The following is a 19,320-nucleotide window of genomic DNA, read 5'->3' as shown; positions in this document are numbered from 1 at the left end:
CTCTCAAAAAATCGTCTACAATTCGGAACTGCTATATCGCTGGTGAATAAGCTCCGCTTTGCTCTGTAATTCCAGCAGATCCTTATGCTCCACCGTAGATACAATTACCGATATTTTGCTGTCCACATCCCGTAATCCGTTTAATAACGTCCTCCGGTTGGTCCGCTTCGCATCGCCGCTGAGCCGAAGAAACGGATTAATCAGTCCGTTCAAATCCTTCAAAATCAATCTCCGAACCGTATGATTCACTTCGCTGTTGTTCAGTTCATGCAAAAGCGGAATGACCCGCTGCAAACGTGCAAATAGAGCCAGCGCCTTCTCGACAATCTCGTTATCAAGCGTATCCTTCTGTCCCTCGGAGATCACCATGTCCTCCAGGACCTCCAAATACTCCATCACCTGAGCAAATTCACTGCTCACCTGATCTGGTTGACGTACTTGTCCTGTCATAGACTCCGGTCGAACGGTAGCTTCCTTTTCATGCTGCTGTGTCTCACCGACCTGCTCCTGCACCACCGGAATCACGGAACCGGTCAGATTGGGGCGAGGATGGCGAACGGCCATGATGGCACTGTATCCTCCCAAACCAATGATCGGAATCGCCAAACACACAAACAGTGGCAACCAAAAACTTAGTAAAAGCGCAATCAGGTAGCTAACCACAGCAATCGTGGCACCCCACATTTTTGACGTCATAGCTTGTACCTCCTGACGTAAACCCTTACCATATTGTAGAAAACAATATTTGTGTGTGTCAATGTACGGATTTACGTATGGTGATTGGCTGCTCGATATGACTGGCTAAAATGTCGTATTGCGGATGAAGTGAACCGATCTCATGACCCAAAGCCGATTTCACCGCTAGATAAGGAAAATTGATACCCGACAAACATGATACATGAAGTCCTCCGGACATCCGCGGATTGATCTCTAGCAACTTGGCATGCTCGCCGTTATATTTTACCTGAATGTTATAATTGTACGGAATGTGATACGCCTCAGCGACCTTCTGTGCCACCTTCAACAGCTCGGAATGCTGCTCCAGCAGCCGTAATCGTCCTCCTGCTTTCCTACGCGGAACTGCCGCTAGCAGTTTTCCGTTCCGGTCAGCCAGGCAGTCAATACTGTATTCGTATCCCTCCAGCAGCTCCATCACCATCAGATTGGAAAATGATTCTGTGGATGACAATACGCGATGTGCCTCCTCGAAAGAAATATGATTCAGCGCATGGCCGAACAGCTCCTCCAGCGGATTACGTTCATTGTTGATGATACGAAAGCCCATCCCGCCTTCTGCATTGCATGGCTTGAAGCATACCTTATGCCCAAGTGCTATTAACGACTCATAAGCCTGTTTAAACTGCTCGGCATTGCTGGCAATGGCATAGTCGGGAATCGTGACAATGTCCTTTTGACGAATGGATTCATAAAACAGATCCTTTTCCATCAGTTGCTCCAGCAGTTCGGTATCTTGGCATACCATCACTTTTGTCCCAATATCATCGAACAAATAAAGATGCTTGCTAATATCGAGCATATTCCACCGTGGGATAAAGACATCAATTCCGTGCCGCCTACAAAAATCAGCGCAAAACCGTGCGTACTCCACACCACTGGTGCGAGGCTCTACTTCAGCTATATCACTGGCCTGTAGCGCCATGTGCTGCGGATCTGAGTGTGTCGCATAGATCTCGAACGGAATACCGTCCTCATTGTTACGAATAGCATTCATATAATGATACGCCACTGAAAACCAGCGGTTAAAATACACCTTAACCTTCTTCACAGAGCCACGTCCCCTATCTATTCTGAAAATGAAGTTTGAGCTGCGAATACACTCCGGTGTATTGCATGAACATACGCCATGATTTCGTCCGCTGCATAAACCCCCGACACTTCTGTAAAACGGTAATTGACCTCCAGCTTATCCCGCAGCTGTTCCCGATACAATTCACCATGACGCGGAGCAATCGCATAATCGGCATAGTCCAGCAAACAACGGTCTAGCAAAGAGTCACCGGACGCAACCACTGCCCCTCCATTCGTGAGATTGCGGATGTGCTTCACGGCTGCTTGTTTATTCACGGCCGCAGGTACCAAATACACCTTACGACCTTGAATGGATACCTCCCAGCCCATTTCACGCATGATTCGCGCCTTCTCCAGCACCTGTTCCAGCGGCATACGATCCCGTTCAATCATGAAAGCATAGAATAACTCATCGCAAAAGCGCTCGTTTACCACCCAGTCTTCATGCAGCACCTGTCCGAACACCTGACGTGCTTCTTCCGCATGAGCACCATCACGGCGTACTTGTTCATGAATACGCCGATTCCACTCTCGATCCACCTCGCCTCCGACGATGATGTTTCCACCATTACTCGTCACGGCATATGCGGGAACCAACTCCGTCTGAAACACAGTGATTCGTCGATACTGTTCCATCGTCCGAGTCGTCACGGGCATAAACATCACATCTTCAGGCAGTGTCTTTAGCCATTGCAGGGCTTGTTCAGAAATAAAAGCCGATGTCGCCCCGTCTATCTGTTCCGCAGGCAACAGCCCAGGAGACTCCAGCGGTACGCCAAGCGAACGTTTGGAGTAAATCAGTGTCTGATCCAAGTCACTTGCGTAGATCATTCTTGTCCCCCCTTGAGCGGCTTGATAATTCCGCAGCAGGAATAAGTCAATCCTTCAAATACCTCTACAGGCACTCCACGGTCCTTGGCCAGCAGCATAATATGCTGAAGATTCGGATTATCTTCGCGGTCAATCAGAATTTTCCACGGCACCCTGCGCAGTAGTACACGAGTCGTCTCCCCCACTCCGGGCTTGACCAGATTGATATCCCGAATACCAAATGCCTGCTGAATCGCCTCTATATCCCGTAAGCCTTGCCATGTCACCGCAGACGGGTTCAATGTCATTTGTTCTGCATATGCAACTGCCGTATCAGCCACGTCTTGAAAGTACCCGGATATCGTATCCACAAACGTATTGGACTGATCCACTGACCGCCAGGATTCATAAAATTTGGCTCCATGGAAATCGTCCGGGCCTATAAGATCGTCGCGTAATACCGTCCGACTCATCAAACCGGATACAGTCGAATTCAGACAAGCACTTGGGATCAAATAATCCTCTCGTGTACCAAAGGTTTCCGAACATCTGCCCGGATCGGCCAGCACCGCCAGATCATCATTTAGACGCAACCCGTAATCCGCGTTCATCTCACGACAGGCCTCAATCAATACCTGGCGAATCGCCCCTTTCCCCGTCCAGCCATCAACAAACTGAAGTTCAATCCCCAGCCCATGCTGCTGTAAAATGTATAAAATCGCATTCCGGTCAATGCCTTTGCCACGAATAATAGAAATGCTGTAATGCGGCAAGGATACGCCATACTTCCAGTCAATATAACGCTTGATCAGGATACCAATGGGCGTCCCTGCTCTAGCCAGAGAAACAATCGCCGTGTTCAGGCCTCTTTTTCTCACAATCATCTCAGCCACAGAAGCTGCCGCTAATGCAACCTTTTTGGCAGATTGGGCAAGCGTATCGTGAAACAGTGCAATATACTCTGCTGTGGGCTCGTATTCCACTGGCAGCATTTCTGAATAATGGACTCCCGACTGAATCGCCTCTTCACGATCCTCCGTCCCTTTTTCCAACGTAACCCGGCTCAAATCCTTCAATAAAAAAGTGACATCCGAGGCAGGATAACTGCCCAGCGGTTCGGGCGGATGAATGTTCTTCTGCTGTATTTGCTCCATAAGTGCTTGCTTCATATCCGCGCTCCTTTACTCTCCTGTCTAGTTAAACCGTTAAAATAAACAACATGCACTTTATCGCAGCCCAGACGGGTCAAAGCCTCCAGCATGGGTTTCATCCGCCCTGGGTCTGACTCCCTTTCCATCAAAACGAATATTTCGTCATACTGGCCGGGGTCTACATTATAAATAAAATTGCGTACCGTACTGTCCTCAGGCGAAGGATATGTCACACCACAAACGACGCCATACCCTTCTTCACGGTGGGGATACACCGGGCTGCGTGTCGTCGATTGAAAATACACATCCGGGCCTAGCTCTGCTGCAATCCGCATTGGAATGTACATGAATTCTCCCGTGCCCATAACCAGCGTGCGTTGCCCAGAACGAAGTTGGTTCAGTCGTTCAGCTGTGCGCGTGATTTCTGCATCCAATGCTGAATTGTCAGCGGAATGTAGACCAAAACGGCCTGTATATTTTAGATAAGGAGCTGTATTGGCGTACCCGTCTGTTGACATGGAACTGTGTACTACCCGTTCAAAACCGGAAGTATCCTTTTCAAAACGGTGGTCAATTACTCCAGAAGCGTCTTTATTAACCTCTGCCATGCTAGTGGCTGCATGTTCTGGGTGCCCAGCCTGTCCGGCATATGCTGCGTGATCCAGTATCGGTACTCCCTGTACCTCAATCTTTCCTTTGAGCAAGCTTAAAGGCGTAATCGTAATGCCTAGCTCTGCCTCCAGGTCAGTGAAAGCCTGCTCATCGCTGTCTGTTCGCCAATCCAATAACGAAGCAATCACATACTGTTTACGCGGAAAATGCTCCTGAATATCCCGTATGATATTAAGCGTTGTTTTTCCCGTCGTAATTTCATCATCTACCAGCACAATCGGGCCATCTCCCGCAAAAGCATCTTCATCCAGTGCATAGCAACGATGATCAACAGCGTGCGAATGCTCTTCTTCAAACCGAATAATAGGCCGAAGGCCCGGAATATCCTCGCGCGTCGTATGAATATACGAGGCTCCGTCGTCAAACAACCGATACATGCTGTGTCCCAGTGCTGTAGCCGTCTCGGCAAAACCAACAAACTTGATCGGCTCTGTAAAAGCAAAAGCTAAACGCTCATCCATCAACTTTCGGTAGGCCTCTTTCGCATAGTCCGGGTCAAGAAGTCCTCTCACGGCCTCTCCTATCAGTTCATCCATCTGTTGTCCCGCTTGTGGGACAAGCTCCTTATATAGTAGAATCGCCAGCGCCGCACCACTGAGCAGAGAGGTGTATGGGTTTACCGGAATATGCTTGCCCAGCACCTTGCTGACAAATAAAAACGAACGCTTTTTATTGACCCGTGCCGCCATCGCAAACAGCTTGTCCACAGGAAGGCGGAATGGATTATGTGTCTCCGTAATTTTAACGCCGAACTGCTCCAGAATTGGCAGCAGATGTGTTTTCGTGGTTGGGTAAGAGACTGACAAAATGTTGTTGTTCATGTAACACCCCGTATACTTTTGATCTATTGATAATACGATGAGCCCAATTCAAATGCGGCTTAATTTCATTCATTTTGTTGGCATAGGTACTTTTGAATACACCCAGACTACCGTCGTTACGCTCAACAATTTCAAGTGCATCCATATACTCTTCATGTGTCACCGCATACATGGCCTGTACCGGTTTAATATGGGAGGGATGAATAATCGTTTTGCCAATAATCCCATTCTCCTTGTCCATCATAACTTCTCGGATCAGTCCGTCTACGGCATCTGAGATGAAGTCCATCCGCAAGTGTCGTCCCGGCTTTCCAAGTGCATCTTCGAAAGGAGACACTCTTAATTGAGGTTTAAAGACACGTTCTCGGTGAGAAAAATATTCCCACACAGGACCGGAAATGACATAATTTGAGCCCACGCGTCCAAACAAGTTAATAATATCTGCGATGCAATCCCGAATGACGGCAATTTCATAAATCGTAATATCCGGGCTGCGTCTCAGTCCATATAGGCTGGAGAAATCGGTTGCCCCAATTCGTACATTGAGCACATATTCCTGGTACTCGTCCAAAATTTCCTTAATCGACAGCAGCTCATTCCAGCGGGTTTCCCGATAAATAATTTTGGAGCTTTCAAGAATCGGTAATCCATACAGCACAGGCATGTTGCTTTCGCTTCCTGCCCCTGTATGCATATTCCGGTTATATTCAGCAATGAGTGCAAAATACGCTCGTCCATTATCCGAAGAGAACTTGGGTAAGACAAAGCCCGTGAGCAGCGACAAAGATTCACCCAAACCGTTCAATAGTCGTTCCAACTGCTCCACAGAGCGCACACGCACAAATAACAAAGGTAATTGCTGTTCACTCATCATCCCCGTCCGTACATAGGACAATAGTTGAAGCAGCTGCTGTGCCAGCGATTGTTCTGCCTGCCCGACCTGCTGATCCCCTATAGCATCCTCCAGATCCAGAATGACCGTTGTTAGCCCTTCATGTTTTCCATTTTTGATCTCTTCTGCTACTTCCGAGCGGGTCGCTGGCATGTACAAAGCCGCTCCTATCGCATAAGCCAATATACTTTTGGGAGAATGGTTATGAAACTCCAACGGTGGAGTATAAAAGATCGCTTCTACTTCCTCAGAGGTTAAATCATTAAAATATTTCAGGGCCCTTCCCCTCCTCTTGCTCTTTCTTGCCTGACTGAAGCCCTGTGCTTCGGGTATAAAAGAAATCCCCCCTTAGTTTCAGGAGGGATTTCGCTATACTTTGTACATTAAGCCTCTTTGTCGGCCTTTTTCTTTCTTTTCGCCGAGCTGATAACCATTGTGCCTACAAAGACAGCAATCAAAATGCCGAAGAATAAAACCTGCGACATATGAAAGCCAAAAGCAGCAGCCAGCATTTTACCCCCGATAATGGCGATCATAATAAAGGCTGTCTGTTCCAGTTCCGGAAATTTATCAATGAGCTTGAGGAACACTTGAGCAACACCACGCATCATCAGAACGCCGAGAATACCACCCAGGAACAGAACCCATACTTTCTCGCTCACACCGAAAGCGGCAATGACGCTGTCAATACTGAAGGCAATATCCATCAGTTCGACCATTAATACGGTTTTCCAAAAAGAAGTAGGTTTGTTTTTCACTTCTCCATCACCTTCGGACTTGAATAAGCCCTTATAAGCGATATAGAGCAGATAAGCCGCACCCAGTACCTTAATCAGGGTGAACTTAATCAGGAATGTACCCAAGCCGATAGCCAGGAACCTGAATATATACGCACCCAAAATCCCGTAAAATAAGGCTCTCTTCTGTTGTTCCTTAGGTAAGTGTTTAACCATAACTGCGAGAACCAAGGCGTTATCCGCCGATAAAAGTCCTTCCAGCAAAATGAGAGTTCCTATAATCCCCCAACTCACTGGATCAGTAAGCGTAGCTACAACATCACTCCATGAAAAGAAATGGCCGTAGTTTTCGCTGATATTTTTAAACAAATCATTCAACATGAAAAGAGTGCCTCCGATAATTCAATTTATTTGCTACCCTGCGACCAGCGCATGCCCCAGTTATATGCCCGATCCAACTCACGATGGCCGCCATAGAACTGCACGAGTCTTTCAATGCTGAACGTTTCATCGTTTACATTTTGAATCATGGCAATCGCACACATCCCTTTGCGATTGTCATGTTCATTCATGTGAACGATAATGTCCGGCCCATCCTTCTGGTACAGCGTGACTACCCCGTCCGCTTGTGACCAGTTCGTGACTCCTTCATAGATGAAGGTAAACACCAAAATTCGCTTAATTTCAGAAATTTTAGCACCATTAATGCGAAGATTTTCCCCTGTTTTCACAGAGCCTGTACGGTCGTCGCCATCCAGAGCAATGTACGGGAAGCGATTTAGAGAACCGAAAACTTCCCCGAGCGCTTGCACAACGCCTTTATCTCCGTTCTTCATCTCATACAAGCAGCCCAGATCCAGATCCACACCCTTGGAACCGCGATTGAAAAAGCCCTTGCTTTGCTGCACCTGATTCCAGTTCAGATTGATCAGGATTTCACCCAATCCGCCTGAGCCTTTTTTCAGGTTGATGGTATCGCCCTTCTTCTTCAGCTCAATTTTTCGCAAATTCAGATTCACTGGTGTTGCAGATGGCTCTGGCTTCGGAGCAGGTGGTACTGGTGGCGGCGTTGGTGCTGGTCGAGGCGCTGGAGGAGGTGTAGGCACTGGCGTGGGAGGAGCCGGATTATTTTCCACTTCAATCCCAAAATTAACGCACAACGCATCCAATCCACCGGAAAAACCTGCGCCAATCGCGTTGAATTTCCATTCTCCGTTATGACGATACAGTTCACCAATGACAATCGCCGTTTCCACTGTAAATCCACTGTCCAAATTAAACCGCAAAACCTCTCCGCTAACCGGATGAGCAAAACGAATGAACCCACCTTGAACCTGTCCAAAATTTTGCCGTTTCTGATCCGCATCATAAATCGTCAGCGTAAACGCAATCTTCTCGATATTTGCAGGAATTCGCGTCAGATCAAGGGCAAATTGCTTTTTATCACCGGACTGTTGTCCGTCTGAATAGGTGATAAAGGGCGTGGTCGGATTGTTATAAAAAATTAAGTCCTCATCGCCCGATACTTTTCCTCCAGAACCCAGCAAAAATGCCGAAGTATCCAGCTCCAGAGACGCTGGGGACTCCCAGCCAATCCCTACGTTGACATGGGTCAGGCCCGGATTTGTTTTCGTCAAATCCGCCTTCTGTCCCTTTACTACGATAACAGCCATGATTGTGTCACCTTTCTGTCGGTTTGTCATGTGTCAGCGTACGCTAATGTAATAGCTTAAAAAGAAAGGGTAGCGCCCTATGGACACCACCCCAAGTGGATATTATTGAGCGTCCAAGCCATAGTTTTTAGCAAGCGCACCCAATCCACCAGCAAAGCCACTACCGATAGCCTGGAATTTCCAGTCCGCATTCTGACGGTAAAATTCACAGAATACGACGGCCGTTTCGGTGGAAAAATCTTCTCCCAAATCGTAGCGCAGCACTTCACGATCTGTTGCCGCATCTACCACACGTACAAAAGCATTGGACACTTGACCAAAGTTTTGCGCGCGAGCCTCGTAATCATAAATGGTAACCGTGATCCCGATACGGTGGATGTTCGCAGGAATCTTCGAGAAATCAACGATGATTTGCTCGTCATCCCCATCGCCCTCACCTGTGCGGTTATCGCCCGTATGAGTAACCGATCCTGCTCCGCCTGTCGGGTTGTTGTAAAATACAAAATCATCCGCTGCTTTAGCTTTACCGTCTTCATAAAGTAGGAAAGCCGAAGCATCCAGGTCAAAGTCTGCGCCACCACTGTATTTATTCGTATCCCATCCAAGACCTACAACGACACGAGTCAAGCCGGGATTCGTTTTGGTCAGATCAATACGTTGTCCTTTGGAAAGGCTAATGGTCATTCCGCATACCTGCTTTCGTTGTATAGATTTTTTTATGCCAAACCGTAATCGCGTGTCAGTCCTGCAAGACCATCTTGGTAGCCGCTACCAATGGCATTGAACTTCCACTCACCGCTATGACGATACAGTTCGCCTACAACAACGCCTGTTTCGATCGAGAAATCTTCTCCCAGATCAAAGCGGATCAATTCTTCATTGTTTGCTTCGTTTACGATACGAGCATAAGCACGGGACACTTGTCCAAAGTTTTGGCTGCGTTCTTGTGCTTCATAGATTGTAATCGTAAAAGCGATCTTTTCAACGTTAGCTGGCACGCTACCCAAATCAATTTTAATTTGCTCGTCATCTCCGTCGCCATCACCTGTGCGGTTATCCCCTGTATGAACGACAGAACCGTTCTCATTTTGTGGGTTATTAAAAAAGACAAAGTTCTTATCGGATTCTACTTTACCTTCCGCATTAGCCAAAAATACGGATACGTCCAGGTCAAAATCTTTACCGCCATCGTATTTGTTTGTGTCCCAACCGAGTCCAACCATAATTTTGGACAAACCTGGATTTGTTTTCGTCAAATCAATTTTTTGACCTTTGGATAAGTTAATTGCCATGAGTAAGAACCCCTTTTCACATTAAGTTTTGTATGAGCAACTAAAATTACATATAACGCTGAGCCAGCACATCAATATGTACGGCATGGGTTCCTTCACCGATTGCAGCAAACTTCCATTCGTTGTTATGACGATAGAGTTCTCCACAGACCAGTGCGGTCAGCCCCTCATAATTATCAGATAAATTAAACGTCACCAGTTCCTTGGAATTAGCACCATCCAGAATGCGGATATACGCCTTCTCGATCATGCCGAAATCCTGTTTCCGGTTTACGCAATCATATATATTCACAACAACAAGCACTTTGTCGACATTGGCAGGAATACGTGCCAGGTCAATCGCAATTTGTTCATCATCACCGTCGCCTTGTCCGGTCAGATTATCACCGGAATGCACGACAGAGCCGCATGGACTTTTTTTATTGTGGAAACACACTACGTTATCTGACTGAGTCAGTTTTCCGTTGGCGTCCAGCAAAATGGCAGAAGCATCACAATCAATGTTCGGTTGCTTCTTGATACCAAAAAATCCTTTGGACTGTACAGGGTCCCATCCCAATCCTGCTATAACCTTGGTTAGTCCTGTGTTGCCTTTGGTCAAATCAACTTTCTGGCCCTTGACCAGATTAATTACAGCCACTGATTAACACACCTCCCTTCCGTAAAATTTACAGACTAAATTCAGACGGATTCAAACCAAGCGCGCCGCAAATCTCAGCCACAATTCGCTGCTCATTGGCATCAAAGTCACCATCAGCTGCGCCAATAGCGCTACATACGCCAACGACGAGTCGGCCTACTTCAGGCTTGCCATTCAATTTACCAATCGCCTTCAGTGCTTCCTGTTTACCGATTTGAGGTGAAAATTCAAAGTTCGCTACATAGTGATTGAAACGGTTAATGACCTCACCCATATCAAACACTTTCAATTCTTCACTGATATTTATGTATCCGGCCATTTTTGTTTTCTCTTCTGGACTAATCGTACCGTCAGCAAAAGCTACTAATGCACAACCTGCAACAACAGCTTCCATAAAATCTTTATTCTTAAATTTTTTAACTTGGTCTCCAAGTCCTTTTTTAGTTGTATTCAGCCAATTTTTAAATGTACTCATGGTTACCTCCACAATTACGTATTTGAGTAAAATGCATCCTAGTTAATTTCTTCCTTTACTATAACCTGAATTACGATCTTTTTCTACAATAATATACAAAAATACGGTAAATACGATCTATTTATTCTTGGTATCCTCTCTATCTTTAGCCCTATTTTCTACATAAAATCCCCTCTTCTATCATCCATCATTTGGTACCCCAATTGCAAGTCTGTGAAATGGTAGAGTTGATAGAAAGGCACAGCCTTCCAATTTAACAGAAGCACTGTGCCTCTCACCAACTCCGAAAAAATTGGTAAACAAAAAAATCTACAGACTTCTCCAGCTAGCGAGTTGACAGTTTCCAACTGCCGCTCACCTGTTCCAGAAAAAAAGACTGTAGATTTTATAGATACTCCTATTCACGTTATCATCGTTCACAGCTCAAGACCTAGTTATAATCCTCCCAATAGCGATACTCCATTTCATTCTCACCTTTGGTGACAACGACCATATTTTCAATATGTCCCGTTTCTTTATTCGTTCGGTAGATCATGGTACGGGTTTCGCCCTCATCGGGTACAGAGAAAAGTACTTTGTCACTGAGCATGCCGCCACCAATGCCGACGACGTGTTCCCCCCAGCCGGAGGCTGCGCCAGAACCGATGCCCGAACCTGCTCCACTAACACCAGCCCCGCGCGACAAAATAAGACCTATTCCATATCCGGTGACGGTCTGGGCCGTTTTACCTAGAGCGTGCTCTCCGGCGGATTGGGTATGCTTTTGGACCCAGTAATCGTATTTATCCGTATTTTGCTCGTAACTCACAACATTCCCTTTTTTATCTATAGATATATCCGTCTTGCTTCCGTCTTTACCTGTCAGTTCGGTGACAGCGACAAGGGAATCGGATGTGATCTTAGAGGTCTCTCCTGTATTGTAATCTGTACGGGTAACCGAGTCTTCATATTGCAGCTGCAGGACATTCATCTGGTCGTGAATTTTCTGCATAACCTGCTTGTCGCCGATGGCCTCGGCGTTTTTCAGTAGTTCCTCATATTGATGATATTTATCCGCGTCTGCCTGATCCCATTCGTCTATGTTTTTGGGCGGCTTGGCAATTTCTCCACCATGATCTCCAGCCTCTCCACTGCCTGCCAGCGCTGCGCTAGCGTTCATTGCCGCTGCTAGGGCTGTCCAGAAGCCACGTGTGCTTTCACCATCCGCATTTCTAAACTTCGAAGCGATGCTTTTCAGCTCAATTTCAATGGATTGAACCTTATTTAATACCGAAGAAAGTGTATATTTAGCCGTACGATAGTCATTATAAAAACGATTTCTCTCCATACCATCCCACTGGCTGTGAAGGCGGTTCATTGTGCTATCCAGGCCGTTTAACTGGTTATACAGTGTGCCGTGGGCATTGGCAAATTGGGAGGCCACGTTGTCCAGCTGCTCCGGTGTGACTTGGATTTTTGTCATGGTGATCACATCCCATCTAAGAAAATAGGAGATAGAAATTATATTTTACAGTAATCCTTATTTCATATTGTAAGCTATAGAGGTCGGACATTCATGAGGATTTATACGTATTTGTGTATTCAGAAGCAGTTCCTTTGATATAATGAATCCATATGAGTTCATTTCGACAATACATTATTGAAAGTCAGGTGTATGGACATGTCAGACAAAAAAATTATCTTTTTTGATATCGACGGTACGTTACTGGACGATGACAAGAAAATGCCGTTAACGGCAGAAAAAGCCGTCTTTGCTTTGAAAGATCTGGGACATGAGGTGGCCATCGCAACAGGCCGTGCGCCTTTTATGTTTAAAGATATTCGCGAGCAGTTGGAAATTGACTCCTACGTCAGCTTTAATGGGCAATATGTCGTGCTTCGCGGGGAAGTGGTCGCTACCAATCCGCTGAACAGAGAAGCGTTGCAAGCGATGACCGACCTGGCTCTCACACATAATCATGCTCTCGTATATATGGATCATATGGATATGAAGGCCAATATCCCTAACGATGAGCTTGTGGAGAGATCGGTCCAAACGCTTAAGGCCAAGATTTCAGTTGGATACGATCCACTCTATTTCCAAGGAAGAGATATTTATCAGACGCTGTTGATGTGTACAGCAGAAGAAGAGCCTTTCTATGAAGCGGTATTCAAGGCGTTTGACTTTGTGCGCTGGCATCCGAGTTCTGTGGACGTTGTTCCTCATTCTGGCTCCAAAGCGAAGGGCATCCGCGAAATTACGTCCAGACTGGGCATTGCCGATCAAAATCAATACGCCTTTGGCGATGGCTTAAATGATGTGGAGATGCTGACAGCTATACATAACAGCGTCGCGATGGGCAACGGCTGTGATGAAGCCAAAGCCGCAGCTAAAATGGTCACAAAACGCGCAGATGAAGACGGTATTTTGTACGGACTGCAAAAACTTGGTTTGTTAAGCTAACAGGATTGCTGATAGACTGGACATGTTTCGGAAAAAATAAAGTCTGTTTAAAGACTTACATATGAGAAAATAGGAGGTTGTCCTTAAATATGGAGACGGAAGGCTTACGCAATGTCGAACAGCTAGCCATGAAGAAGTACAAAATTTACAAGCAGAGCCTACTCCGGTATTTGGCACGTTCCATGCTGGCGAGTATGTTCATCGGGTTCGGCGTTATTGTAGCCTTCAAGACGGGCAACTTTTTTTACATGGAGCATTCTCCATTCACTTATCCCATGGCGGCACTCACGTTCGGAGCGGCCATCATTCTGATCGCTTACGGCGGCGGGGATTTGTTTACAGGTAACACCTTCTATTACACTTATGCTGCGCTCCGTAAAAAGCTGCGCTGGGGGCAGGTGCTTCGATTATGGGCTGCCAGCTATGGCGGTAATTTGCTGGGTGCGGGGGTATTTGCGCTCCTTATTTACTTGACCGGGCTGTTTGACTCCTCCAGCGTGAACAGCTTTCTACTGAGCGTGGTTGAGCATAAAATGGAAGCGCCTGCAATGCAGCTATTCTTCCGAGCTATTTTGTGTAATTGGCTGGTATGTCTTGCCTTTTTTGTTCCAATGTTTATGAAGGAAAATGGCGCAAAGATGTTTGCCATGATGCTGTTTGTGTTCTGCTTTTTCATTTCGGGATATGAGCATAGTGTGGCTAATATGTGTACTTTCGCCATTGCGCTCGTGCTGGATCATCCGGGTACGGTTTCTGTCGCTGGCGTGATCCATAATCTCGTTCCGGTCACGCTCGGAAATCTGGTTGGCGGCGTGCTGCTTATGGGGGTTATGTACTATTCGGTGAATCTCCCGTTTTTGGACGAGAAAGAACACTAAAAAAAGAAGCCGTGGGACTTAGGTTCCACGGCTTCTTTGCGTTATTTTAGTAATAGAGCAGGTGCTTTCTTGCCTCTTATCCTTCTTGAGCAGGAAAATGGATAAATTCCTCCAACTCCTTGAACAGCTTCTTGGGATTAACATTGTCAGGTACAACCAGAGTTAGCGGTTCATCCAGCTTCAGCACATACATGCCTAAAATGGATTTGGCATCTGCCATGCCGCTTTTGCCATGAATCCAGATATCATAGGTATAATTCGAAACGATTTGATTGATTTTTTCAATATCCTTAACGTCTTTTACCTTGATGGGTGTCATCATTGCACAGCACTCCCCTGCATTGAATTGGGGCTTACGAAACAAGCCTTAACATCACTTTACCCCATATGAAGCTTGTTGCAAAATCTTAATTTAGAAAATGACATGCGGCGCGGAGCTGATTCTCCAGTAGCTGCCGACCTTTTCAAAATTCACGGTGATTTTCGCATTCGCCTGCTTGGTTTCTGCCGGATAAGGCACGGTCAGCAGGTAGCTGCGCTTCACCGGAGTCATGGTTACCATTTTCGCCGTAGCCCGGCTGAACTCTAGCAAATTTCCGCCATCTGCGTTCAACTGAGCTAGTCTGCCGTTGACTTCAACGAAAAATTTGCCGACAAATTGCTCACTGGCCTGTTTGGTATAGGCCTGCGTCAAATAGTTGATCAGCTTGGTCTTCGTGCCGATATCCTCGGACAGATAGCGGTAGCTTTTACCGTTCAACTGGAACGCCTCACCCACCGGGCTGCCACCACTGATCGCATACTGATAACGAGACTGCGCCTCCAGCACAAGCGGAACCGCACTCTCGTGATTCAGCTTGTCCAGCTGCGTCGGTTTCACGCTGGAAGCCGCGGCTGCTGGCGCCGAAGTGGACGGCTGTTGCGGCTTAGACGGCTTCACAGTCGACGGTACGGACGGAGCAGCCGCTGGCGCTACCGATGTGGATGGACGCTGTGCTGGTGCAGACGGAGCTGCGGGTGTAGCGGCTTTGGCAGAACCTGCGGCTGCGGCCGGGGTCGAGGTGGCTGGAACCGACGGCGCTTGCGCCGGGGCTGGCGTCGTAGCCGGCGCAGACGCTACGGGTGCTGGCACCTGAGCTGGGACGGATGCGGCCGGACTGGCCACGCTCGGTTGCGTCGCTTTCGCTGGAGCAGTCACGGCGGACGCGGCAGCGGCGGCCTGCGCCACGCTCATAAGTGTGGCCGCAATGCATAGCGCGGATAGCTTCGTATTTATTTTCATACTCATATACACCTCCATAATCATATGTCTGCATAAACTGCACACGTTTCTATTATAAGAATTTCGCTTCTCGATTGGGTTGCTAAATTGTTTCTATTTGCCTTTTTTTGTTCATTCTGCACGAAGTTTGTCCGTATTTGCCGGGGACGGTTGTTCTGACTGTTTCAACTGCTTTGCCTCCATCTCTTCCAAGGATAGCGACATTTGCTTAACAGATCGGTCCAGCTCCTCCAATCTGCGACTCAAAGTGACGAGAATGTATTTTAACAGAATTAGACTTAATGCAGCAGGGAATCCGACATTAGTTACGAGCTCGATCATGGCTTCAGTCGTTAAAGAACTCACCGATTCCGCCTCCTTTTTCATACATATGTTCCACCAATAAGAACTAATGTTCCCATTTTTATGGAAATCATACGTTATCTTGTGGGCTGTCATGACAAAAAGAGCTCCAATTAGCTTGGAGCCCTCTCTGTTCTTGTTCATTCTACCTGCTTTCAGACCACTACCGAACGACATATCAAGGAGTATATATATTCGGCTGCTGGGGCTTGAACATCCCTTCTCCCAGATAAAACCCGGTGTGCGGCGGCTGATTATAAGCTACGTTCTGCCAGACAACACTCAGGCGATACACTGGATCATGCATAAGCGTGTAGAATCGGTGTTCTGACTCGTATGGTGTTGTGTAGATACGCAGCGCCGAATTATCACTTTTGCGCCAAATGACTTCCTCACGCCAGTCACCGAACAGATCGGCCTGCAAGGACGGCGTTCCTTTGGTTCCGTTATTGGAACTCGTTCCTGTTGCCGTAAGCAAGTTGGAAGTAGTCGAGTTCGTATAGTTCCACTTGTCTATTTTTCCAGCGCTTGATGAGGTATGATCCAGCAGTTCACGGAGGAGATCCCCATCCCACCAGATGCCAAAATTAATGGATGACGGTAGCGTGTTGGTAATGAGCTGTCCCTTGGCTGAACGCAAACCAATACCCGGTGCCCACTGCTCGTTCCCTTTAGTCCGCGGGTCAATGTCTGCCGACATGCCTCTTCCGGTATCCTTGCCTGTATTTACGCCCCATAAAATATTTCCATTACGCGGGTCGTACATGGCAGCTCCGTAGGTGGCATTTTTGTCCTCGTTCACCTTGAACACTTCATAACCTGAACGGTCGGGGTCCAGATCGCCAACATGAAGTGCATCTCCATGCCCCATCCCCGTGTTAGCCAGCTTCGCTCCGTTATCGTCTACAACCAGCGAGCCATACACGATCTCATCCTTATCATCTCCATCCACATCCGCCACGCTCAAACTGTGGTTCCCCTGTCCAGCCGTTCCAGCATTGGTGGAGCTGTTGCTGTCAAAGGTCCAGCGTCGGCTCAGGTTGCCGTTCCGCCAATCATATGCGACCAGAACGGTGCGGGTGTAATAACCACGTGCCATCACAATGCTGGGTCTCACGCCATCCAGATAAGCAACCCCGGCAAGAAAACGATCTACACGGTTACCATAATTGTCTCCCCAGCTCGATACCGTTCCGCGCGGTGGCACATAGTCAATCGTACTAAGAGCCTTGCCTGTATCACCTGAGAACACAGTTAGAAACTCGGAACCTTTTAAAATATATCCGCTCGTGTTTCGATGATCAGCCGAAGCGTCCCCAATCTTTACACCTGTACCATCTAACGTGCCGTCTGCTGTTTTGCATACGATCTCTGCTTTGCCATCTCCATCAAAATCATAAACGAGAAATTGCGTGTAGTGGGCTCCAGCCCGTATGTTCCGTCCCAGGTCGATCCGCCATTTGCGTGTTCCATCCAGCTCGTAGCCATCCAAAAATACATTTCCTGTATAACCGGATTGCGAATTATCCTTGGCATTGGAAGGGTCCCATTTTAACACAATCTCATACTCGCCATCTCCATCGAGATCCCCTACGCTGGCATCATTGGCGTGGTACGTGTAGTTCACATTATCCGGGGTTGTGCCTCCCGCGGGCTGCTGGATCGGAACATCCAGATAGTTGTTGTTCCATACCTTCACCGCAGGAGAAGCGGCCTGCTCTGCTCCATTGACCACGGCACGAACGATATACGAAGATGAGGTCGTACCTGCCTTGTCCAAAAAGTTGGTTCTCGATGTAATCGGCGCATCGTTCACCTTGCTTGTCCCTCTGTACAAATTAAAGCCGACCGAATCCGCTTCCGTGCCCAGCAAGCGCCAGCTCACCAGTACACCCTCACGCACCTTAACAGCGACGGCTCCACGGTTCAGCTTTTCCATTTGCCTCGTAGAGGCAGCAGAGACCTGGCTATCCATCGGGGTGACCACTCCACTCAACATAACACCGAGACAGAGCAACGCAGTATACCGAAACCTTTTGTTCATCTGAATCATTAGCTCCTTTCATGGTTTGTATTTTCAATAAATTTATTTTATGTGACTGATAAGTTATTGTTGTTTAAATTTTATGATAGCGCTTACATTGATGTAAAGGGACGAGCACGTCCTTTTTGTTCAAAAATCCGGGCTAATGCTTTAAAAATCAGAGGTCCATGAATAATCTTTCTTCATCCGCGATACTCTGGATATCCTCCGAGCTGATGCTGATATACTGATAGTCCTCTGCCTGTTGTTTTTTCAATGCAAGTTCCTTCATAAAACGTGGGCTGCCCTCTCCGGCATCCTCATCGTAAACAAGCAATAAACCGTCTGTTTTGCGGAAAAGGAGTTCATCCCGTGCCTTGAGTTGCCATATTCCCTGATAGGGCTGACGACTAACTACTCCCACATAGTCAACTTCGGCACAAATCTGCTGAAAATATTCCTTTTTGTCCTCTTTCCATTTCTCTTCCATATTTTGATAAGCCATCATAATAGAGCATTTCAGGTGGGGATATTGCTGTTTTAGTGCAGTAACGACCTCACAGGCCCACAAATCCACCCCGTATTGACCGGGGGTAATCACCCATTCCAGCCCTTCTTCAATCAGGGGAATAAGCCTGCCTGCAATCGCCTTTTTAATATATGGAATGCCTTCGTGCTTCTGACTGAAAATATTCAGCTCATGGGCACGATAGCCCGAAACGAGCAAGTTTTTCATCTTCTCAACGTCCTTCTCCGATTATCATAAAGGTTATTGTACCACTTCAGAGCAGCCCACTAAACACTTCGTTTTTTTGAGGAACGAATTGTATATAACGCAAAAGACGAACCTCTTCCAATTGGGCTGGATCAGGTTCGTCTTTTGGAGTTTGGTGCTAGTTCTGAATGGATGGTTTACCCATCGCTATTATCCTTTTCCATTCCATATCACTCCTCAGACGATTTTATGCGGACATCTTTAATTCTAATGTTGCTACTAAATATACCGGCATCACTGCTTAGCTTGAATGACGGGTAACTAGGGTCTGCCTCAAGCCGCATTCTGCTATCGAACTGCTGCTCCTGCTGGCGATCTACCCAAAAAGAATAAGGCTCAGACTGAACTACTTTATCAGTTGCATTCGGCGTAGTGACAACCAAGATGACAAGTACGCCATTGCATCCGCAATCCTCGGTGTCATAAAACAACTTGAACATTCCCGGTCGTCCTGAAAGGGCCATTTCTAGCCTTTCAACGGACAAGGAATCCAATTCTAAATGTATGCTCATGAGATGAATTCTCTCCTTTGTAAGTGAGATGTTTGGAGCCGTCAGCTCCATAAAGACTAAATTTTAACTATGTGTTCATTATAGTCATGTTTT

At 47.0% G+C, this 19,320-nt stretch carries 21 protein-coding genes; 2 read left to right on the top strand and 19 right to left on the bottom strand.

The annotated features are described in order from the left end of the window. Nucleotides 1–15 precede the first annotated feature (15 nt). The 13 genes from AOU00_RS17600 to AOU00_RS17540 form a co-directional block, all read right to left on the bottom strand. Entirely contained in the window at nucleotides 16–696 is a 681-nt protein-coding gene (locus tag AOU00_RS17600; RefSeq protein WP_061831751.1) for a hypothetical protein, read from the bottom strand. Between the two features lie 58 nt (nucleotides 697–754). Then, nucleotides 755–1,786 (bottom strand): ATP-grasp domain-containing protein, encoded by a 1,032-nt coding sequence (locus tag AOU00_RS17595; protein WP_061831752.1) that lies wholly within the window; start codon nucleotides 1,784–1,786, stop codon nucleotides 755–757. A gap of 17 nt (nucleotides 1,787–1,803) precedes the next feature. Then, a complete protein-coding gene (locus AOU00_RS17590; RefSeq protein ID WP_069291215.1) occupies nucleotides 1,804–2,640 on the bottom strand; it encodes an HAD family hydrolase in 837 nt (278 codons plus the stop codon). Further along, nucleotides 2,637–3,788, bottom strand: coding sequence for a cysteine protease StiP family protein (locus AOU00_RS17585; protein ID WP_061831754.1), 1,152 nt, complete (start codon nucleotides 3,786–3,788; stop codon nucleotides 2,637–2,639). Before AOU00_RS17585 ends, AOU00_RS17590 begins: the two co-directional genes overlap by 4 nt. Further along, complete coding sequence (locus AOU00_RS17580) at nucleotides 3,785–5,131, bottom strand: phosphoribosyltransferase family protein (protein WP_069292075.1); 1,347 nt, start codon at nucleotides 5,129–5,131, stop codon at nucleotides 3,785–3,787. The genes AOU00_RS17585 and AOU00_RS17580 overlap by 4 nt, the downstream gene beginning before the upstream one ends. A gap of 52 nt (nucleotides 5,132–5,183) precedes the next feature. Then, the gene (locus tag AOU00_RS17575) at nucleotides 5,184–6,371 is read right to left on the bottom strand and encodes an HpcH/HpaI aldolase/citrate lyase family protein (protein ID WP_069291214.1); all 1,188 of its coding nucleotides are present in this window, start codon (nucleotides 6,369–6,371) and stop codon (nucleotides 5,184–5,186) included. Nucleotides 6,372–6,538: 167 nt separating this feature from the next. Continuing rightward, entirely contained in the window at nucleotides 6,539–7,273 is a 735-nt protein-coding gene (locus AOU00_RS17570) for a TerC family protein (RefSeq protein WP_023987196.1), read from the bottom strand. A 26-nt stretch (nucleotides 7,274–7,299) separates the two neighbouring features. Beyond that, nucleotides 7,300–8,565 (bottom strand): TerD family protein, encoded by a 1,266-nt coding sequence (locus AOU00_RS17565; protein WP_069291213.1) that lies wholly within the window; start codon nucleotides 8,563–8,565, stop codon nucleotides 7,300–7,302. Between the two features lie 102 nt (nucleotides 8,566–8,667). After that, nucleotides 8,668–9,249 (bottom strand): TerD family protein, encoded by a 582-nt coding sequence (locus AOU00_RS17560; protein WP_023987194.1) that lies wholly within the window; start codon nucleotides 9,247–9,249, stop codon nucleotides 8,668–8,670. A gap of 32 nt (nucleotides 9,250–9,281) precedes the next feature. Then, entirely contained in the window at nucleotides 9,282–9,857 is a 576-nt protein-coding gene (locus AOU00_RS17555; protein ID WP_061831757.1) for a TerD family protein, read from the bottom strand. 46 nt (nucleotides 9,858–9,903) lie between these two features. Next, nucleotides 9,904–10,497 (bottom strand): TerD family protein, encoded by a 594-nt coding sequence (locus AOU00_RS17550; protein ID WP_061831758.1) that lies wholly within the window; start codon nucleotides 10,495–10,497, stop codon nucleotides 9,904–9,906. Between the two features lie 28 nt (nucleotides 10,498–10,525). Further along, the gene (locus tag AOU00_RS17545) at nucleotides 10,526–10,972 is read right to left on the bottom strand and encodes a tellurite resistance TerB family protein (RefSeq protein WP_013308968.1); all 447 of its coding nucleotides are present in this window, start codon (nucleotides 10,970–10,972) and stop codon (nucleotides 10,526–10,528) included. 430 nt (nucleotides 10,973–11,402) lie between these two features. Continuing rightward, on the bottom strand, nucleotides 11,403–12,434 hold the full coding sequence (locus AOU00_RS17540; protein WP_069291212.1) for a WXG100 family type VII secretion target: 1,032 nt from the start codon (nucleotides 12,432–12,434) through the stop codon (nucleotides 11,403–11,405). A gap of 198 nt (nucleotides 12,435–12,632) precedes the next feature. Here AOU00_RS17540 and AOU00_RS17535 point away from each other — a divergent pair, with 198 nt between their 5' ends. Continuing rightward, nucleotides 12,633–13,415 (top strand): Cof-type HAD-IIB family hydrolase, encoded by a 783-nt coding sequence (locus AOU00_RS17535; protein WP_069291211.1) that lies wholly within the window; start codon nucleotides 12,633–12,635, stop codon nucleotides 13,413–13,415. A gap of 89 nt (nucleotides 13,416–13,504) precedes the next feature. Next, entirely contained in the window at nucleotides 13,505–14,293 is a 789-nt protein-coding gene (locus tag AOU00_RS17530) for a formate/nitrite transporter family protein (RefSeq protein WP_029517571.1), read from the top strand. A gap of 76 nt (nucleotides 14,294–14,369) precedes the next feature. Here the strand turns inward: AOU00_RS17530 and AOU00_RS17525 are convergent, their stop codons facing one another. The 6 genes from AOU00_RS17525 to AOU00_RS17500 form a co-directional block, all read right to left on the bottom strand. Continuing rightward, the gene (locus tag AOU00_RS17525) at nucleotides 14,370–14,615 is read right to left on the bottom strand and encodes an HPr family phosphocarrier protein (RefSeq protein ID WP_023987189.1); all 246 of its coding nucleotides are present in this window, start codon (nucleotides 14,613–14,615) and stop codon (nucleotides 14,370–14,372) included. A gap of 90 nt (nucleotides 14,616–14,705) precedes the next feature. Beyond that, nucleotides 14,706–15,575: a DL-endopeptidase inhibitor IseA family protein gene (locus AOU00_RS17520; protein WP_069291210.1), complete on the bottom strand. Its 870-nt coding sequence runs from the start codon at nucleotides 15,573–15,575 to the stop codon at nucleotides 14,706–14,708. A gap of 111 nt (nucleotides 15,576–15,686) precedes the next feature. After that, nucleotides 15,687–15,920, bottom strand: coding sequence for a hypothetical protein (locus AOU00_RS17515; protein WP_069292074.1), 234 nt, complete (start codon nucleotides 15,918–15,920; stop codon nucleotides 15,687–15,689). A gap of 175 nt (nucleotides 15,921–16,095) precedes the next feature. After that, complete coding sequence (locus tag AOU00_RS17510) at nucleotides 16,096–17,961, bottom strand: rhamnogalacturonan lyase (RefSeq protein ID WP_420488431.1); 1,866 nt, start codon at nucleotides 17,959–17,961, stop codon at nucleotides 16,096–16,098. Between the two features lie 157 nt (nucleotides 17,962–18,118). Then, nucleotides 18,119–18,676, bottom strand: coding sequence for an SLOG family protein (locus tag AOU00_RS17505; protein ID WP_069291209.1), 558 nt, complete (start codon nucleotides 18,674–18,676; stop codon nucleotides 18,119–18,121). Nucleotides 18,677–18,885: 209 nt separating this feature from the next. Beyond that, entirely contained in the window at nucleotides 18,886–19,227 is a 342-nt protein-coding gene (locus AOU00_RS17500; RefSeq protein ID WP_069291208.1) for an iron-sulfur cluster biosynthesis family protein, read from the bottom strand. Between the last annotated feature and the right edge of the window lie 93 nt (nucleotides 19,228–19,320).

Origin of the sequence: Paenibacillus polymyxa, assembly GCF_001719045.1 — a bacterium.
GTDB lineage: Bacteria > Bacillota > Bacilli > Paenibacillales > Paenibacillaceae > Paenibacillus > Paenibacillus polymyxa_B.
The sequence above is the reverse complement of the archived record's forward strand: the minus strand, read 5'-3'. Positions and strand labels throughout refer to the sequence as shown.

Excerpts from the sequence above, each read along its gene's own strand:
- AOU00_RS17600 (WP_061831751.1), bottom strand. The coding sequence starts at position 696 with ATGACGTCAAAAATGTGGGGTGCCACGATTGCTGTGGTTAGCTACCTG.
- AOU00_RS17590 (WP_069291215.1), bottom strand. The coding sequence starts at position 2,640 with ATGATCTACGCAAGTGACTTGGATCAGACACTGATTTACTCCAAACGT.
- AOU00_RS17585 (WP_061831754.1), bottom strand. The coding sequence starts at position 3,788 with ATGAAGCAAGCACTTATGGAGCAAATACAGCAGAAGAACATTCATCCG.
- AOU00_RS17580 (WP_069292075.1), bottom strand. The coding sequence starts at position 5,131 with ATGGCGGCACGGGTCAATAAAAAGCGTTCGTTTTTATTTGTCAGCAAG.
- AOU00_RS17570 (WP_023987196.1), bottom strand. The coding sequence starts at position 7,273 with ATGTTGAATGATTTGTTTAAAAATATCAGCGAAAACTACGGCCATTTC.
- AOU00_RS17565 (WP_069291213.1), bottom strand. The coding sequence starts at position 8,565 with ATGGCTGTTATCGTAGTAAAGGGACAGAAGGCGGATTTGACGAAAACA.
- AOU00_RS17560 (WP_023987194.1), bottom strand. The coding sequence starts at position 9,249 with ATGACCATTAGCCTTTCCAAAGGACAACGTATTGATCTGACCAAAACG.
- AOU00_RS17555 (WP_061831757.1), bottom strand. The coding sequence starts at position 9,857 with ATGGCAATTAACTTATCCAAAGGTCAAAAAATTGATTTGACGAAAACA.
- AOU00_RS17545 (WP_013308968.1), bottom strand. The coding sequence starts at position 10,972 with ATGAGTACATTTAAAAATTGGCTGAATACAACTAAAAAAGGACTTGGA.
- AOU00_RS17540 (WP_069291212.1), bottom strand. The coding sequence starts at position 12,434 with ATGACAAAAATCCAAGTCACACCGGAGCAGCTGGACAACGTGGCCTCC.
- AOU00_RS17535 (WP_069291211.1), top strand. The coding sequence starts at position 12,633 with ATGTCAGACAAAAAAATTATCTTTTTTGATATCGACGGTACGTTACTG.
- AOU00_RS17530 (WP_029517571.1), top strand. The coding sequence starts at position 13,505 with ATGGAGACGGAAGGCTTACGCAATGTCGAACAGCTAGCCATGAAGAAG.
- AOU00_RS17525 (WP_023987189.1), bottom strand. The coding sequence starts at position 14,615 with ATGATGACACCCATCAAGGTAAAAGACGTTAAGGATATTGAAAAAATC.
- AOU00_RS17520 (WP_069291210.1), bottom strand. The coding sequence starts at position 15,575 with ATGAAAATAAATACGAAGCTATCCGCGCTATGCATTGCGGCCACACTT.
- AOU00_RS17510 (WP_420488431.1), bottom strand. The coding sequence starts at position 17,961 with ATGAACAAAAGGTTTCGGTATACTGCGTTGCTCTGTCTCGGTGTTATG.
- AOU00_RS17505 (WP_069291209.1), bottom strand. The coding sequence starts at position 18,676 with ATGAAAAACTTGCTCGTTTCGGGCTATCGTGCCCATGAGCTGAATATT.
- AOU00_RS17500 (WP_069291208.1), bottom strand. The coding sequence starts at position 19,227 with ATGAGCATACATTTAGAATTGGATTCCTTGTCCGTTGAAAGGCTAGAA.